The sequence below is a fragment of the Sorangium sp. So ce367 genome (assembly GCF_051520455.1).
Taxonomy (GTDB): Bacteria; Myxococcota_A; Polyangia; order Polyangiales; family Polyangiaceae; genus Sorangium; species Sorangium cellulosum_B.
Genome location: NZ_CP150334.1, coordinates 7,911,061 through 7,928,079 on the forward strand (window position 1 = coordinate 7,911,061; position 17,019 = coordinate 7,928,079).

The following is a 17,019-nucleotide window of genomic DNA, read 5'->3' on the forward strand; positions in this document are numbered from 1 at the left end:
GCCGTCAGGGCCGCGACAGGCTGGGGTAGGCCGGACCGAAGTCGTTGCGGACGTCGCGGACCGTCGAGAGGTACGGCGTCTTCACGGTCTCGTCCCGGTAGATCGGCCTGACGACGCACGTATCACCCCCGCACTCCCCCGCTTCGGGGAAGATCACGTCGGCGACCAGCCAGAACCTGTCGCCCGAGTCCTCCGGAACGAAGGCGACGGGCACCTCGGGGTCGTAGAAACCGGTGGGCCCGAGGTCGGCCCCGAGCTCGCCGTTGCAGTAGATCTTGATCCGCGGGTGCACGTCGAACGACACGCTGCCGCCGAAGTAGTGCACGGCGATGCGCATCCAGCTGGCCTTGGGCGGGAAATCGACGTTGATGTTCTCGGGCGCGCAGAAGGTCGGGTCGTCCGGGTCCGTGGTGCGGTGGGCACAGGAGATGTTGTCGAGATCGAGCCGCGGGCTGTGGCACCCCTTGCCGTGGTCGCGCCAGTCGTCCCCCACCCCGCGAGGCGCGTAGAAGCAGCTGTTGTTGGTCTCCTCCGGATCCAGGTACCAGTTCACCGGCTCGGGGGGCGTCGCCGTGTCGCTGAACCACGTGATGGCCGAGCCGCCCGAGAGGCTGTCGAGCGTGCAGTTCCCGTACCCGCACGCGGCGCTGGAGCCGCCGACCGTCCAGGGCTGCATGTTGTCCGGCTTGTGGAGGTAGAGGTCCATATCCACGCTGCTCGGCTCGTGCTCCCACTCGAGCTCGACGCGAAGGCCGCGGGCGCCGACGAACAGCGGGTAAACGCAGCTCGCGGTCTCACCGCTCTCCAGGGTCTTCGTGTACGTGACCGTGTACTCGCCCGACTGGAGCGGCTTGAAATCGTCCGCCGGCCCCTGCCCGGCCACCGAGGGGCACGGGTTCACGCCCGGCGGGCACGTCACCGTCCACACCTCGGAGTCCGGACGCGCGTCCTCGCTGAACGAGCCGGTGCCCTCCTTCAGATCGACGGTGGCGAACGGCGCCGCCTGGAGCGGGTGGCAGCCCGCCACGTCGTTCCGGTGGCAGTCCTGGTCCGCGTGCACGCCGCCGACGCAGGGGCCCCACGTGCCCGTCTCGTCGCAGATCTGGGTGCCGGGGAAGCACCCCGGGCTGCGCCGGTACGACGGATCGCCGCGGAAGCAGGAGTGCGCCTGCCCGGCGATGCACCCGCAGCTCTCGTCGATCATCCCGTTGCAGTCGTCGTCCAGCCCGGCGTGATCGACGCCGAGCTCATCCACGCCGCACAGCTCCGTCGGACCGCAGGCGCTCCCGCACGGGTTGATCGTCACCGGCAAGCCCTCGTGCGCCCCTCCATCGATATCGCCCAGGAAGCCGCCGTAGCCTTCCGAGTCGCCAGGCTGGGGGGTCGCCACGTCGGCGCCCCCCGCCCCGCCGGCGCTGCCCGCCCCGCCGGCGTGCGAGCTGCCGCCCGTCGTCAGATCGAACGTGAGCCGCTTGCCTTCCGCGCTGCAGCCGGCCGCGAAACCGGCGCCCGACGCAGCGATCGCGATCACGACGGGGAGCACGGAGGAGACACGAAGACGAGACATGATACCTCCACTTGGAGACCTAGACGCGGTGTCGCGGCGGCCTGCGCCCGCTCCGCGCGACGGCGAAGCGCGCCGTGCACCAGGCACTACGGCGTGAAGCAAAGCGGATACCGGTGTCCCCAGCGCGCGCGAAAGCGCGGCTCGGGACGCCAGAACACGAAGACCCGACCCTCATCGAGTAACAAGGACACCTGCCATGCAAACTCAGCAGGGTGAGTCGCTGGAGGAGGACTCCCTAGCACGGACTCCGGCCGGCGATGGCCACAATGAGCCGCCTTCAGCCGGCGAGGCGCGCTCTCGCCAGACGCGGAGTCAGGCGAATCACCAGCTCAGCCAAGGAGTCAGACAAATCATCCTCAGACAGATCGCCACGGAGCTTGCCTTGCTGGCCTGTGTGGCGTTGCGCCTCACGGCCTCGGCGCGCAGGGCGAGGTGGCGCCGGCAGAGCTCGTGCGCTCGCGCCGGCGCGCTCGTGCGCGCTGACGTCGCGAGGCCTGGCTGGTGAGCTGGACGGGATACGGATCAGGGCGCGCGGCGCGCGCCCTTCACGGCTGCGAGGGGTAGGCGGGACCGAAGCTCGCCTCGGCGTCGTCCCGCGTGGTGAGCAGCGGCGTCTTCGCGCTGGCGTTCTCGTAGAGTGGCTGCACGATGCAGGCCGCCTGGCCGCACTCGTCCGGCTCGGGGAAGAGCACGTCGGCGACGAGCCAGAACCGCTTGCGTCGGTCCGCGGGCGCGAACGCGACGGGCCGCTCCGGGCTATAGAACCCTGCGGGCCCGAGATCGGCCCCGAGGGCGCTGTTGCAGAAGATCTTGATCCGGGGGTGGATATCCCGGGTCACCCCGTCATTATTGTAGTAATATACGCCGATGCGCATCCACTGGCGCTTCGGCGGATAGTCGAGGTTGATGTTCTCCGGCGCGCAGAAGTCTTCGTGGTCGGGGTCCTTCACGTCGGGTTCGCATTCATAGTTGTCAAGGTCGAGCCGCGGGTTGTGGCAGCCAAGACCGTGGGCCTCCCATTGCTTCCCCACGCCCCGAGGGGCGTTGAAGCAGCCATTGTTGCCCGGCACCGGGTCGAGATACCAGTTCACGGGATCCGGTAGCCTCGCGCTGTTCAAGAACCAGCGAATATCCGAGGATTTTGACGAGAAGTGGTCGATTGTGCAGTTGTAATAGCCGCAGTCCGCCGCCGAGCCCGACATACTCCAGGGTTGCGTGTCGTTCGGCTTGTGGAGGTGCAGATCGAGATCGACGATACCGACGTCGTGCTCCCACTCGAGCTCGACGCGCAGGCCGCCCGCGCTGACGAAGAGCGGGTACTGGCAGCTCTGGGTAGCGCCGCCCGCGACGCGCTTCGTGTACGTGACAGTGTACTCGCCCGACTGCAGCGGCTTGAAATCGTCCGCTGGATCGGTGCCGCTGACGCCGGGGCAGGGGTCGACGCCATCGGGGCAGTCCACCGTCCACACCTCGGATCCCGCCATCGCGTCCGCGCGGAACGCGCCAGTGCCCGCCTTGAGGTCGAGGTTCGCGAAGGGCGACGCCTGCATCGGGCGGCACGGAGCGCCGCTATCCATATGGCAGTTCTCGTCCGCGTGCACGCCGCCGACGCACGGGCCCCAAGTGCCGGTCTCGTCGCAGAGCTGGGTGCCAGGAAAGCAGCCCTCGCTGTTCCGGAACGACGGATCGCCGCGGAAGCAGGAGTGCGCCTGACCGGGGATGCAGGCGCACGTCTCGTCGATCGAACCATCGCAGTCGTCGTCCAGGCCCAGGGTCGCGCCGGTACATAGCTCCCTGTCGCCGCACGCGCTCCCACAAGAGTTCACCGTCACATCGCTGTGCGGCTCCCGCCCTCCATCGATGTCGAGGAACCCACCCTGCCCGTCGACTCCGCCGGTCGTGCCGCCCGCTCCCACGCCTGGTTCGCCACCTCCGCTCGAGTCGAGCACGTTGGACGGACCCGTCGCGCTGCAGCTGGCCGCGAAGCCAGCGCTGGACACGGCGGCGCCAACCACGATGAGGAGCGAGAAGGAGAACCGACGTCGACCCATGACACCTCCGATTGAGGGACGCTCTATGCCGCGACAAAGCGGGCTCACACCCCGCTCGACACCCCGGCATTCCAGGAGCTCACGCGAGTGTAGCAAAATCAGCAAGCGACAATCGCACTGCAAGAGCAACAGGAGAATGTCGCTCGCTCACCGTGCGCTGCTGTCAATCCGCGAGCGGTCGATTGCCCACATCCACCGATGCGCCGCGGGCGCTCCGCGAGCCGCGACGCGCCTGGCCTGCCGCGGGCGCCCGAGCGGGAGGCGCGGCGCCGTGCGGCGCCCGCTCCCCACGGCGCCGCGCCAAGCGCCGCCTCATTGCCGACGAGCGGAGCGCGGCACCATTGCGCCGCGGCGTACCATTGCCCCGCAGCGTGCAGGACGGCGCCCACGCACGCACAGGGCGCGAAGCTGGCGCCAGAGGATCGCCTATCCGATGATCGGGAGCTGCCGAGGGCCCTTGGCCCTCGCGGGCTGCGGCTCCGGCTGCGGCTGCGGCTGCGCCACGGACGAAGCGGCCGTCTCCTCGATGTGCACGCCGGAGCGGAAGCGCTGCTCGCCGCCCGCGATCTTGCGGTGCGCCAGCGTGTGTTGCATGAAATTCAGCGGAAAGAAGCCCGCCAGCTGGATCCAGCTCGACTGCCGTGTGAGGGTGAACCTGCGCCATATCGAGGACGGCGAGTAGAACTTCGTCCACGCGGACACCCACCCCTCCCGGAGCCGCTCGCGCGACATCTGCTTGGGGACGAAATAGGGCGAGCCGGCGTCATGGTCGCGGCGCAGCCACCAGCGCTCGTCCGTGAGGCGCCCCTCCGCCTTGAGGCGGCGGTACAGCTGCGTCGCGGGGTACGGGGTGAGGATGGCATACAGCGCCATCGTCAGCTTCATGTCGATGCCGAACTCCACGGTGCGATCGAACACCTCGGGATCGTCCGTATCGAACCCGAAGACGAAGCTCCCCCAGACGGAGATGCCGTGATCGTGGAGCATCGCCATCGTGTCCTTGTACTGGGAGGGACGGTTCTGCCGCTTTCCGGTGAACTTCACCGTCTCCTCGTCGATGCTCTCGAAGCCGATGAAGAGCGCCTTGCACCCGCTCTCGGCCATGAGCTTCACGTTCTCGAGGCGCTTGACCGCGGCGAGCGAGCACTGGCCTATCCAGTGCTTCTTCAGCGGGATCATCCGGGTGAAGAGCTCTTTCGAGTAAGCCCGGTGGATCATCACGTTGTCGTCCGCGAACATGATGAGCTTGCCGAGCGACCGGAGCTCGCTCAGCACCTCGTCGGTCGGGCGGAACCGCATCGTGGTGCCGTTCGCCGTCGACACGCTGCAGAACTCGCACGGATACGGGCAGCCGCGCATCGTCTGCACGACCTGGAACGGGATGTACTTCTTGGAGGTGAACAGGTCGCGCCGCGGCGCAGGCCTGCCCGCGAGGTCCGGCAGCTCCGGGCGGTAGAACGGCTTGAGCTCGCCGCGCTTCACGTCCGCGAGCAGGGCCGGCCAGGCGTCCTCTGCCTCGCCGACCACGACGGCGTCCGCGTGCTGCAGGGCCTCGTCGGGGCAGGCCGTCGGGTGGATGCCGCCGAGCACCACCTTCACGCCGCGCCTGCGGTAAGCGGCGGCGATATCGTAGCTGCGGCGGGCGGTCTTGCTGTCGACGCTGATCCCGACGAGGTCGACGTCCTTGACGTCGCGCTCGAGATCGAACGGCTGCACGACGTCATCCGTGTAGATGATCTCATCCTCGGGGGGCGTGAGCGCCGCGAGGGTGCCGAGCCCCACACGGGGCAGGTACGCGGAATCTTCGCTTGCCGTGGCGATGAGCTCGATCTGCATGGCGGATCGTGCTTATCACGGAGCCCCAAGGAGACCCACGACGAATGAGCTTGCTCTCTGACGCCGCAGTCTTTCTCGGCGCCGCCGTCGTCGCCGTGCCGCTGTTCAAGCGGATCGGCCTCGGCGCGGTGCTCGGCTACCTCGTCGCGGGCGCGCTGCTCGGCCCGTGGGGGCTGCGGATCATCGCCAACGTCGAAGACACCCTCCACTTCTCGGAGCTCGGCGTTGTGCTGCTCCTCTTCCTCATCGGCCTCGAGCTCCAGCCGTCGCGGCTCTGGGTGCTCCGCCGCGCCGTGTTCGGCCTCGGCGGCGCGCAGGTCGCCGTCACGGGCGCGCTCATCGCGCTCATCGGCGCCGCGCTCGGCCTGCGCGCCGACACGGCGGCCATCGCGGGCGTCGGGCTCTCGCTCTCGTCGACGGCGTTCGTCCTGCAGATCCTGGCCGAGAAGGGCCAGATGCAGTCGCAGCACGGCCGCTCCGCGTTCGCCATCCTGCTCTTCCAGGACCTCGCCGTGATCCCGCTGATCGCGGTGCTCCCCCTGCTCGGCGCCGCGGGCGCGGCCCCCGCCGAGGGGAGCGCCGTCGCCTCGTCGCTCAAGGCCGTGGCCGTGCTGCTCGCGGTCGTCGCCGGCGGCCGCTACCTCGTGCGCCCCGTCTTCCGGGCCATCGCCGCCACCCACGCCCACGAGATCTTCACCGCGGCGGCCCTGCTCGTCGTGCTCGGCACGGCGCTCCTCATGGTGCAGGTGGGCCTCTCCATGTCGCTCGGCGCCTTCATGGCGGGCGTGCTGCTCGCCGACTCGGAGTACCGCCACGAGCTCGAGGCCGACATCGAGCCCTTCAAGGGCCTGCTCATGGGGCTCTTCTTCATCGCCGTCGGGATGTCGGCGAACATCGGCCTCGTCATCGAGCGGCCGCTGCTCGTCCTCGGGCTCGTCCTTGGCGTGATGGCGCTCAAGGCCGCCGTCCTCTTCGTCCTGGGCAGGGCGGCCGGGCACGCGAAGGGCTCCGCGCGCGACCTCGCGCTCGCGCTCCCGCAGGGGGGCGAGTTCGCCTTCGTCCTCTTCGGGATGGCCGCGGGACAGGGCCTCATGGACAGGCTCCTCGCCGACCTCCTCGTCGTCGTGGTCACCCTGTCCATGGCGGTCACGCCGCTCGTCATCGCGCTCGGCGACGCGCTCGTCAAGCGATGGCAGGGGGGCGCGCCAGAGCGCGAGTTCGACGCCATCGACGACGACGACCCGAGGGTCATCATCGCCGGATACGGCCGCTTCGGCCAGATCGTCTCTCGCGTCCTCCGCACGAGGAAGATCCCCTTCACCGCGCTCGACGCGAGCCCGACGCAGGTCGACTTCGTCCGCAAGTACGGCAACAAGATCTACTACGGGGACGCCTCCCGGCTCGACCTGCTCCGCGCGGCGCGCGCCGACAAGGCGAAGATCTTCGTGCTGGCGATCGACGACGTCGCGTCGTCGGTGAAGACGGCGGAGGTGGTGAAGCGGCACTTCCCGGACCTCCTGATCTACGCGCGCGCCAGGAACCGCCAGCACGCGTATCAGCTGATGGATATCGGCGTGACGGTGCTGGAGCGGGAGACGTTCCTGTCGTCGCTCGAGGTGGCGGGGCGCGTGCTCGAGGGCCTCGGGATGCGGGAGCGTGACGCCCGCGCGACCATCGAGCGGTTCAGGGCCCACGACGAGAAGGTGCTCCTCCGCGGGCACGCGGTGCACAACGACGAGGTCAAGCTCATCGCGGCGGCGAAGCAGGCGGCGCAGGAGCTCGAAGGCCTGTTCGAGTCCGACGAGATCGCGCCGTCCGGCAGGGACGACAAGGCCGCGGCGGTGTGACGCGGAGCGAGCGGGCCGCCGCCGGCCCGCTCACGCCTTCACTCCTGTTCCTGCTTCGCGCCGATGCCGTGGCGGCGGAGGTAAGCCCGCACGTGCGCCCGCTCCATGCCCGCGCGCCGCGCCATCTCGCTCACGTTGCCCTTCGCGTCCTCGGACAGGGCGGCGAAGTAGTCGCGCTCGAACCGCGCCAGGACGTCGCGCTTCGCCTCCTGGAACTGGCGGCCCTTCATCGACGCGAACGAGCTGCTGGCCGCGCCGCCGCCGGCCCCCGGGGGGATCGACGGCGAGGAGCTCGGGTGCATCGGGGTCTCGGTGAGGGCGCCGAGGTGCGCCGCGATGTCGATCTCCTCGCCCTCGGCGGCGAGCGCGAAGGCGACGGCGACCGCGTTCCGCAGCTCGCGGACGTTGCCCGGCCAGTCGTGCCGCATCAGCCGCTCGAGCGTCATGTTCGAGACGCGCTCGTAGGCGCTCTCGTCGCCGAGATCCTTCAGCATCCGGCGGACGAGCACGGGGATGTCCTCCACGCGCTGCCGGAGCGCCGGCAGCTCGATCTTGATCTGCGCGACGCGGAAGTAGAGGTCGCTCCGGAAGTTGCCGCCGTTCACGGCCCGCACGAGGTCGCGGCGCGTCGCCGCGAGCACGCGCACGTCGACCTCGCGGTAGCTCGACCCGCCGACGCTCTTGATGCGGCGCTCGGCGAGCGCGCGGAGGAGCTTCGGCTGCACCTCGAGCGGCAGCTCGCCGAGCTCGTCGAGGAAGATCGTGCCGCCGTCCGCCTCGATGAACGGCGAGAGGCGCTTGTCGACCGCGCCCGTGAACGCGCCGCGCTCGTGGCCGAACAGGGTCGCCTCGGCCAGGGTCGGCGGGATCGAGCCGCAGTCCACGACCACGAACGGCTTCTTCGAGCGGGCGCTCGCCAGGTGCAGCGCCTGCGCGACGAGCTCCTTGCCCGTGCCGGTCTCGCCCGTGATGAGCACCGTGAGGTCGGTCGGCGCCATCTTGGAGAGGCGCTCGAAGATGGCCCGCATCCCGGGGCTGCTCGCCACGAGCGGGCCGAACGACGGGATCGCCGAGACCGTGATGCGCTCGGGCCGCAGGGGCTCGAACTGGATCTCGGTCTCGCCGAGCCGCAGCTTCGTGCTCGTGAGCAGGTAGATGTCGCCGACCCGCACGCCGCCGACGAAGGTCCCGTTCCTGCTGTCGAGGTCGCGCACGCGGACGCCCTGCTCCGTGGCGACGAACTCGGCGTGCACCGCGCTGACCTTGGCGTCGTCGAGGACCAGCTGGCAGGCCGCGTTGCGGCCCACGATGACGGGATCGGTGCCGATCTCGATCCATCCGCCGCCGCGCGCGGCCGACGATTTCGTGAGGCGGATGCGCCCGCCGCGCACCTCGACCCGGTTCTTCGTGCCTACCGTCGCGTCGAGCAACTCAGTGCCTCTCTGTCTTGCGGCGCGAAGGCGGACCCTCCGGCCGGGGAATCTCTGGGCCGCCGTCCCTGCTCGGCGGTGGCGGCGGCGCGCCTGCGCCCGCCCTGCTCGGCGGTGGCGGCGGCGCGTTTGCGCCCGCCCTGCTCGGCGGTGGCGGCGGCGCGCCTGCGCCCGCCCTGCTCGGCGGTGGCGGCGGCGCGCCCGCCCGGCTCGGCGGTGGCGGCGGCGCGTTTGCTCCCGCCCTGCTCGGCGGTGGCGGCGGCGCGTTTGCTCCCGCCCTGCTCGGCGGTGGCGGCGGCGCGTTTGCGCCCGCTCTGCTCGGCGGTGGCGGCGGCGCCCCCACGCCGGTCCTGCTCGGCGACGCTGGAGGCGCCCCCACGCCGGTCCTGCTCGGCGGCGCCGGCGGCGCGCCCACGCCGGTCCTGCTCGGCGACGCCGGCGGCGCGGCGGCCCGGCTCGGCGGCGGCGGGGGCACGGTGCTCCCGGCCCGGCTCGGCGGCGGCGGGGGCACCGTGCTGGCCCTGGGAGGGGCGAGCGAAGCAGGGGGCGGAGAGCTGTGGCCGGCGTCGCTGAAGCCGCCGTTCTCCGTCATCGTCGGGGGGCCGTCGACGACCGTGGGGTTGTCTTCCAGGAACGCGTCGGGCAGCTCGGAGGGATACCTGCTCCGCTGCGTGCGGCGCGTCGCGCGCGTGATGTTCGCCGGCTGGATGGCGCGCCAGCTCGACAGCGCATCTGCCGCGGAGCCGAAGCGCCCCTCGCGCCGGCGATCGAGCGCCCGCTCGAGGAAGCGCTCGATGCCCACCGGCCATTTCTCGCCGGTCGCCTCGGCGAGCGACGGCGCCGGGCGGTCGAGCTTCATCGCGACGAGCACCGCGGCGTTCGCCCCCTCGAACGGCAGCCGCCCGGACAGGGCCCGGAAGGCCACCGCGCCGACCGCGTAGATGTCGGCCCGCTCGTCGGCCCGCGCGGCGCCCCGCACCTGCTCCGGCGCCATGTACGCGAACGACCCCAGCGTCGCGTCGAAGGCGGTGAGCGTCGGCTCTTCCTTCTCGCGCCGCGTGAGCTTGGAGATGCCGAAATCGAGGATCTTCGCGCGCTCGCGCCGGTCCGGCAGGCCGAGGTGCTCGAGGTAGATGTTGCCCGGCTTCAGATCGCGGTGGATGACGCCCGCGGCGTGCGCCGCCACGAGCCCCTGGAGCACGTCATCGATGATCGGGCCGACCTCGCTGAACGGCAGGTACTGCTCGCGCTTCAGCCGATCCGCCAGCGACTCGCCGTCGAGCTGCTCGAACACGAGCAGGTGCTCGCCCTCGTCCGTCTGGCCGACCTCGAGCAGCTGGCAGACGTACGGGCTCTGGATGGCCGAGGCGATCTTCGCCTCGCGGTCGAAGCGCCGCACGAGATCCGGCTTCATCGCGGCGCGCGCGAGCAGGACCTTGATGGCGACCTGCTGATTGTCCGATTCCCGTGTTGCTGCCCAGACTTCGCCCATGCCGCCCCGCCCGAGCAGGCGGGAGACACGGTAGCCAGCAACGACGTCGCCCGGGTGGATCGCCACGTAACCTGGATCGGGACCGTACCACCGCGACTCTCGAACGGGTGAGAAAAAAGCGAGCGTCCGGGGAAACGCGGTGATTCCGGGAGCGAGCGGAACCGATCGCGGAGCGCAGCGCGCGGCGCGCTTTGCGGCTCGCGGCGCGTGTTGCGGGCTCACGACGTGACAGCCCGCCGGTGCGATCGGAGCACGAACCCAACGAAGGGGACGCAATAGTTCGGAAGACCACTCGGAAGACCACTCGGAAGACCACTCGGAAGACCACTCGGACGACCACTCGGAGGACCACTCGGAGGAAGACGGCGAGCCGCGCGCCCTCGAGGGTGGGGGCCGTAAGCCGCAGCCCGCGGCGCGCGGAATCCCGGAAAGAATCCGAGGGACGCGGCACTAGCCCGAGGCGACATGATTCTGTAGGCTCGCCGCGCCATGCCGCGTACAGCCGAGGATGTCGAAACCTACCTCCTGCAGCTCGATCGCCGGTTCGAGAACGACGCCGGTACCTACCTCGTCTCGGGGGGCCCGGACGCGCCGCCGATCGCGATCCGCATCGACCCGCCGATCGTGGCGGTGCGGGTCTCGATCGGCCCCGTCCCCGGGGACGACGCACACCAGACCAGGCTCTTCCGCCGCCTGCTCGAGTACAACGCGACGGATCTGATGCATGCTTCGTATGGGATCGAGGCGGGCACCGTCGTCCTGTCGGCGGCGCTGGAGCTCGAGAACCTCGACATGAACGAGCTCGAGGCGATCCTGAGCGACATCGATCTCGCGCTCGCCCGCCACGTCCCCGTGCTGCACGATCTCGCGCTCAGCTGAGCAGACCCGCCGCGCCTTTCGACCCTGCGCACCCCGAGAGTTGGAGCTGATCTATGGGAATTTTCGCGCGCCTTGCGACCCTCATCAAGTCGAACCTGAACGACCTCATCAGCCGCTCGGAGGACCCCGAGAAGATGCTGAACCAGGTCGTCATCGACATGGCAAACCAGCTGATCGAGGCGAAGAAGCAGGTCGCCGTCTCGATCGCCGACGAGAAGCGGCTGGCCAAGCAGGCCGAGCAGGAGGCCGCCAACGCCGCGGAGTGGGAGCGCAGGGCGATGCTCGCGATCAAGGCGGGCGACGACGCGCTGGCCAAGGAGGCGCTGAACCGCAAGAAGGAGCACGACCAGCTCGCCACCTCCTACAAGGACCAGTGGCAGAAGCAGAAGCAGGCCGTCGACCAGCTGAAGACGGCGCTGCGCCTCCTGAACAACAAGATCGAGGAGGCGAAGCGCAAGAAGAACGTGCTCATCGCCCGGAAGAAGCGGGCCGAGGCGCAGAAGGCCATCCAGGAGACGATGAGCGGCCTGAACAACGCCTCCGCCTTCGAGACGTTCGACCGGATGTCGAACAAGATCGATCAGATCGAGGCCGAGGCCGAGGCCGCCGGGGAGATCGCCGAGCAGTACACGGGCGACACGCTGGCGCACAAGTTCGGGCAGCTCGAGGCGACGGCGGGCGCGGACGACGAGCTGCTCGCGCTCAAGCGGAAGATGGGCGTGCTCCCGCCCGAGCCGCCGCCCGCCGCGGCGCCGCCGCCGCAGGTGCGCGTGGCCGGCGCGGGCGGCGCGCCGGCCGCCGCGCCCCAGGCCGAGCAGGACGAGCTCGCGGCTGCGATCGCGGAGCTCGAGGCCGAAGAACAACGTGAACAAGCCAGGATGAAGCGCTAGAGCACGCCTGCCCATGAGCCAAGCCGCCACGGCGCTCCGCACGGCCGGACCGAACGCCACTCCCGCCGCTCCCATCCCTGTCCACGCCGAAGAGGTCGGCGCCTTCCTCGATCGCGTCGGGGTCAGCTCGTCCGGCGGGCTCTCCGACGCCGAGGCGCAGCAGCGCCTCGCGGAGCACGGCAAGAACCGCCTGCCCGAGACGAAGAAGAAGAGCGCGCTCGTTCGCATCCTCGAGCAGTTCGCGAACCCGCTCGTGCTCACGCTCCTCGCCGCGGCGACCATCGCCGTGGTCGTCGGCTTCACGGCCGACCAGCACGAGAGCTTCCTCCACCGGTTCGGCGACGCGATCGCGATCCTGCTCATCGTGATCCTGAACGCCTTCCTCGGTTACTACCAGGAGCGGCGCGCGGAGGCGGCCCTGGAGGCCCTCCAGAAGCTCAGCGCGCCGAACGCGCGCGTGCGCCGCGGCGGCAAGACCGTGATCATCGCGGCCGAGGACGTCGCGCCCGGCGACATCCTCGAGCTCGAGGCGGGCGACTCGATCCCGGCCGACGCGCGGCTCGTGCAGACGATCAGCTTCGCGACCGAGGAGGCGGCGCTGACGGGCGAGAGCGCGGCCGCGGTCAAGGACGCGCTCGCCCCGGTCGCGCGCGACGCGCCGCTCGGCGACCGGGTCACGATGGTCTTCACGGGCACGAGCGTCGTGCGCGGCAAGGGGCGCGCGGTGGTGACCGCGACCGGCGTGAGCACCGAGCTCGGCCGGATCGGCGAGATGATCCGCTCCGTCGGCGAGCAGAAGACGCCCCTCGAGGAGCGGCTCGATCGCTTCGGCTCGGTGATCCTGCGGGTGTGCCTGGCGCTCTCCGCGGTGCTGCTCGGCTGGGGGTTCATCCGGGGCGGACGGCCCTGGCACGAGCTCCTGCTCGAGGGCGTGAGCCTCGCCGTGGCCGCCATCCCCGAGGGGCTGCCCGCGATCACGACGATCACGCTCGCGCTGGGGATGCAGCGCATGGCGCGGCGCGGGGCGATCGTGCGCAAGCTGCCCGCGGTCGAGACGCTCGGCGCCGCGACGATCATCGCGTCGGACAAGACGGGCACGCTCACCCAGAACGAGATGACCGTGCGCAACGTGTACGCGGGCGGCCGCCGCTACACGGTGACGGGCGAGGGGTACAACCCGGCGGGCGCGCTGCGGGACGAGGGCGGCGCGGAGGTCGTGGAGCACTCGGCGCCCCTCACGTACCTGTTCGCGACGGTCGCGCTCTGCAACAACGCGTCGCTCGACGAGGACCGCGCGACGGGCCGCTGGAACATCGTCGGCGATCCGACCGAGGGGGCGCTGCTGACGCTGGCCGCGAAGGGCAGCTACTCGCGCGAGTCGGTGGCGCCGTCGCACGCGTTCGTGCACGAGCTGCCGTTCGACAGCGACCGCAAGCGGATGACGGTGATCACGCGGGACGAGCGCGGCCGCGAGATCGCGCACGTGAAGGGGAGCGTCGACGTGCTCCTGCCGCTCTGCGTGAAGTTCGCCGACGACAAGGGCGTGCGGGCGCTGTCCGAGGACGACCGCGTCGCGATCGTCGCCGAGGCCGATCGGATGAGCGCGGCCGCGCTGCGCGTGCTCGCGATCTGCCGCCGGGTGCGGGTCAGCCGCGACGAGGACGACGTCGAGCGCGAGCTCACGTTCCTCGGCCTGGTCGGGATGATGGACCCGCCGCGGCAGGGGGTGAAGGAGGCGGTGGCCGAGTGCCGCCGCGCCGGCATCCGCGCCGTCATGATCACCGGCGACCACCGGCTCACCGCGACGGCGATCGCCAAGGAGATCGGGCTCTGGGACGAGGGCGACGAGGCGCTCAGCGGCGCGGAGCTCGCGGTGATGAGCGACGAGGAGCTGGCGCGGCGGATCATGCACCTGCGCGTCTTCGCCCGGACGACGGCGGAGCAGAAGCTCCGGCTCGTGCGGGCGTTCAAGGCGCACGGCCACATCGTGGCGATGACGGGCGACGGCGTGAACGACGCGCCCGCGCTCCGGGAGGCGCACATCGGCGTGGCGATGGGGCGCGGGGGCACCGACGTGGCGCGGCAGGCGGCGGACCTCGTGCTGGCGGACGACAACTTCGCGACCATCGTCGAGGCGGTGCGCGAGGGGCGCGCCATCTACCGCAACATCCAGAAGTTCATCTTCTTCCTCCTCTCGTCGAACATGGGCCTCCTCGTGGCCGTGTTCGTCGTCTCGTTCTTCGGCAAGTGGCCGCCGCTGACGCCGCTCATGATCCTCTGGATCAACCTCGTCACGAACGGCCTGCCCGCGCTCGCGCTCGGCATCGATCCGCCGGATCCGCAGCTCATGTCGGAGGCGCCGCGGCCGCGCGACGAGGGCCTGCTCATCAAGCGCGACTACCTCGGGATCCTGTACGTCGGCGCGTTCATGGGGCTCGCCGCCGTCGCGCTCTACGCGACGTCGGACCAGACCGAGGACGCGCTGCTGCGCACGCGCGCCGTCGCCTTCTCGCTGCTGGCGCTGTCGCCGCTCTTCCACGCGTGGAGCTGCCGTAGCCCGGTCATCTCGCTCTTCGCGTCGAAGCCGCTCGTCAGCCTCCCGCTCCTCCTGGCGGTCGCGGCGAGCGCGGCGATCCACCTGATCGCGCTGCTCGTGCCCGCGCTGCGCCCGGTCTTCCGCACGTACGCGATGTCGTCGGACGAGTGGATGCTCCTGCTCGTCCTCTCGGCGCTCATCGTCCCGGCCGTCGAGATCGCAAAGCTCGTGTACCGCCGGATCCGCCCCGAAGGCGTCGGCCCCGCCCGCCTCACGGCCGACTCCAAGCCCCACGGATGACCGCCGGGTGAGGGCCTCGGCGCTGCCGGGCCCCCTCGCCTGCCACGTCGAGACGGCCGCCTCGCGGCGTCCACGATGCCGCCTCGGGTGGGCGACGCGGACCGATCCGGAAAGAAAGTGCTCGTGGTAAGAACAAGCGGGCGCGGAGAGGCGTCCAAACCCGAGCTTATGAGACGTAAATCACACCACCTCCGTGCGCCGGGGGCTCATGCCTCCGGCTCCCGCCTCGCCGCGCTCGCGCCGGTCGCGCTGGCGGCGCTGACCGCCGCCCCGTCCCCTGCCCTCGCCGCCGGCGCGCCGATCGCGGTGCCGCTCGTCGAGTCGAAATGGCTCAAGCTCGACGGGATCCCGAAGGAGTGGCCGGTGGCGTTCACCTCCCTCGGCCTCAAGGTCAAGGGCAAGCCCAGCAAGCCCGATCTGGCCGCGCAGGTGGCCATCGCCTACGACGACGCGCAGATCTACGTGGCGGCCGACGTGACCGACGACACGCTGCGAGGCGGCGCCGATCACGTGAAGGTCGTGATCGGGTTCCCGGGCGGAAAGGTCCAGGAGGTCGCGCTCTACCCGGGACAGCCGGGCAAGACCGCGGGCAGCGTCAAGGTCCCGGGCGGCAAGGCGGTGGCCGGGGCGAGGGTCATCGAGGCCCCCCGGAGCGGCGGGTACACCCTGGAGGCGAGCGTCCCCTGGAAGGCGTTCCCCGAGGCGGCGACGACGCGGGTCGGGCTGCGGGCGGGGCTCTTCGTCCACGACGACGACGGCGGAGGGGTCGACGCCGTCGTCGGCAGCGCCGCCTCGGAGGCGTACGGGTCGCTGTCGCCGCTCGCGACCGAGCCGGAGCTCGCGCTCACCGACGGCCTCCTCCGGAGCAAGGGCATCCAGGGCCGCGCGAGCTACGACCTCGTCGCCGACGTGGCCGGCGACGCGATGCGGGAGCGGGTGCTCGTCCACGAGCGGTTCCTTGTCGTCCTCGGCCCCGGGTTCCGGAAGGGCGCGCAGTACTACTTCGAGGACCTCGGGGTCGACGCCAAGGACGGGATGGTGCCGTCGCTCACGGCGCGCGACCTGACGGGCGACGGCCAGGCCGAGCTCATCCTGCGGAAGCGCTCCGGCAGCAGCACGAAGTACCGCGAGGTGATCCACGTGCTCCAGTTCGGCGCCGGCGACACGCCAAAGCCGATCTTCCAGCACGAGATCGCGATCGCGACGGACAAGGGCTCGGTCGTCAACGACGTCGACTTCGTGGCGGACGGCGACAAGGTGGCGATCCGCGTGGAGCCGGGCAAGGCGACCAAGTACGACGCGAGCAACTACGCGGAGGGGGTCGAGACGACGTACGACCCGCTGCTCTTGCCGTGGGGGTCGATCAAGTCGCAGCTCTACAAGCTGAACGGCGGCGTGTTCACCAAGGCGAGCGAGCAGCGACAGGCGGGCGCCGCGGGGCCGCGCCCGGCGCCGGCCAAGGCCGAGGAGGCGCGGGTCGCGCCGAAGCCGGCCGGCCTCTCGCCGGCCGAGATGCTCGACAAGGTGTACGCCCTCTACCGGCGCGACCGGAGCGCCTCGTCGAGCAAGCCGCGGTTCGATCTCGGCGCCGACGTGGCCGGCGGCAAGGAGCCCGAGCGGGTGCTCCTGCACGACCGCGACATCGTCGTGTTCGGCAAGGGGTTCCGGGGCGGCGCGGGCTACGCGTTCATGACGCTCGCGCAGTTCGCGTCCCCGGCCGACATCCGCTCGGTGCGCGCGCTCGATCTCACCGGCGACGGCAAGGCGGAGATCATCGTCCACGGCACCGTCCGCGCGGCCGCGCCCAAGGAGGCGGGCGGCGGGACCGTGGACCGCGACGTCGTGCAGATCTTCCGGGTCGAGGGCGAGAGCATCCAGCGGATCTTCGCGGCCGAGGTCGCGCGCAGCATCGGCGACAAGAAGATCGCCGGCGAGCTCAAGTTCGTGCGCGTGGGCGACAAGATGGGGATCGAGCTCGCCCCGGGGAAGGCCGTCGAGTGGACGGAGCAGACGTACCCCTTCAACCAGGACAAGGCGCCCGTCGGCGGCTTCGAGCCGCTGCTTCTGCCGTGGGGGGGCGCGCAGCCGGCGCGGTACGTCTGGAACGGGTCGATCTTCGCCAAGTAGGCGGGAAAAGGTCGCCGCGACGCGCGACGTCAGGAGACGCTGGCGTCTCACCGCGAGCGGCGCG

General features: G+C 70.9%; 10 protein-coding genes. 5 read left to right on the top strand and 5 right to left on the bottom strand.

Translation table 11 applies throughout. From position 1 onward, the window contains the following. Positions 1–4: 4 nt before the first annotated feature. From WME97_RS29790 to WME97_RS29800, 3 genes are all read right to left on the bottom strand, one after another. A complete protein-coding gene (locus WME97_RS29790; protein WP_437542363.1) occupies positions 5–1,567 on the bottom strand; it encodes a hypothetical protein in 1,563 nt (520 codons plus the stop codon). Between the two features lie 545 nt (positions 1,568–2,112). Continuing rightward, the gene (locus WME97_RS29795) at positions 2,113–3,618 is read right to left on the bottom strand and encodes a hypothetical protein (protein ID WP_437542364.1); all 1,506 of its coding nucleotides are present in this window, start codon (positions 3,616–3,618) and stop codon (positions 2,113–2,115) included. Between the two features lie 426 nt (positions 3,619–4,044). Beyond that, a complete protein-coding gene (locus WME97_RS29800) occupies positions 4,045–5,454 on the bottom strand; it encodes a B12-binding domain-containing radical SAM protein (RefSeq protein WP_437542365.1) in 1,410 nt (469 codons plus the stop codon). 44 nt (positions 5,455–5,498) lie between these two features. On the opposite strand from WME97_RS29800, the gene WME97_RS29805 reads away from it, so the two are divergent. Further along, positions 5,499–7,301 carry a monovalent cation:proton antiporter-2 (CPA2) family protein gene (locus WME97_RS29805; protein WP_437542366.1) on the top strand — a complete coding sequence of 601 codons (1,803 nt, stop codon included), beginning with the start codon at positions 5,499–5,501 and terminating at the stop codon, positions 7,299–7,301. Positions 7,302–7,339: 38 nt separating this feature from the next. Here WME97_RS29805 and WME97_RS29810 read toward each other — a convergent pair whose 3' ends face one another. Then, complete coding sequence (locus tag WME97_RS29810; RefSeq protein WP_437542367.1) at positions 7,340–8,731, bottom strand: sigma 54-interacting transcriptional regulator; 1,392 nt, start codon at positions 8,729–8,731, stop codon at positions 7,340–7,342. Between the two features lies 1 nt (position 8,732). Beyond that, the gene (locus tag WME97_RS29815) at positions 8,733–10,289 is read right to left on the bottom strand and encodes a serine/threonine-protein kinase (RefSeq protein ID WP_437542368.1); all 1,557 of its coding nucleotides are present in this window, start codon (positions 10,287–10,289) and stop codon (positions 8,733–8,735) included. A gap of 423 nt (positions 10,290–10,712) precedes the next feature. On the opposite strand from WME97_RS29815, the gene WME97_RS29820 reads away from it, so the two are divergent. The 4 genes from WME97_RS29820 (at position 10,713) to WME97_RS29835 (ending at position 16,955) form a co-directional block, all read left to right on the top strand. Then, on the top strand, positions 10,713–11,102 hold the full coding sequence (locus WME97_RS29820) for a hypothetical protein (RefSeq protein ID WP_437542369.1): 390 nt from the start codon (positions 10,713–10,715) through the stop codon (positions 11,100–11,102). A 53-nt stretch (positions 11,103–11,155) separates the two neighbouring features. Beyond that, a complete protein-coding gene (locus WME97_RS29825) occupies positions 11,156–11,992 on the top strand; it encodes a PspA/IM30 family protein (protein WP_437542370.1) in 837 nt (278 codons plus the stop codon). 13 nt (positions 11,993–12,005) lie between these two features. Then, positions 12,006–14,828, top strand: a complete 2,823-nt coding sequence (locus WME97_RS29830; RefSeq protein ID WP_437542371.1) for a cation-translocating P-type ATPase — start codon at positions 12,006–12,008, stop codon at positions 14,826–14,828. 168 nt (positions 14,829–14,996) lie between these two features. Beyond that, positions 14,997–16,955 carry a sugar-binding protein gene (locus tag WME97_RS29835; RefSeq protein ID WP_437542372.1) on the top strand — a complete coding sequence of 653 codons (1,959 nt, stop codon included), beginning with the start codon at positions 14,997–14,999 and terminating at the stop codon, positions 16,953–16,955. Positions 16,956–17,019: the final 64 nt, after the last annotated feature.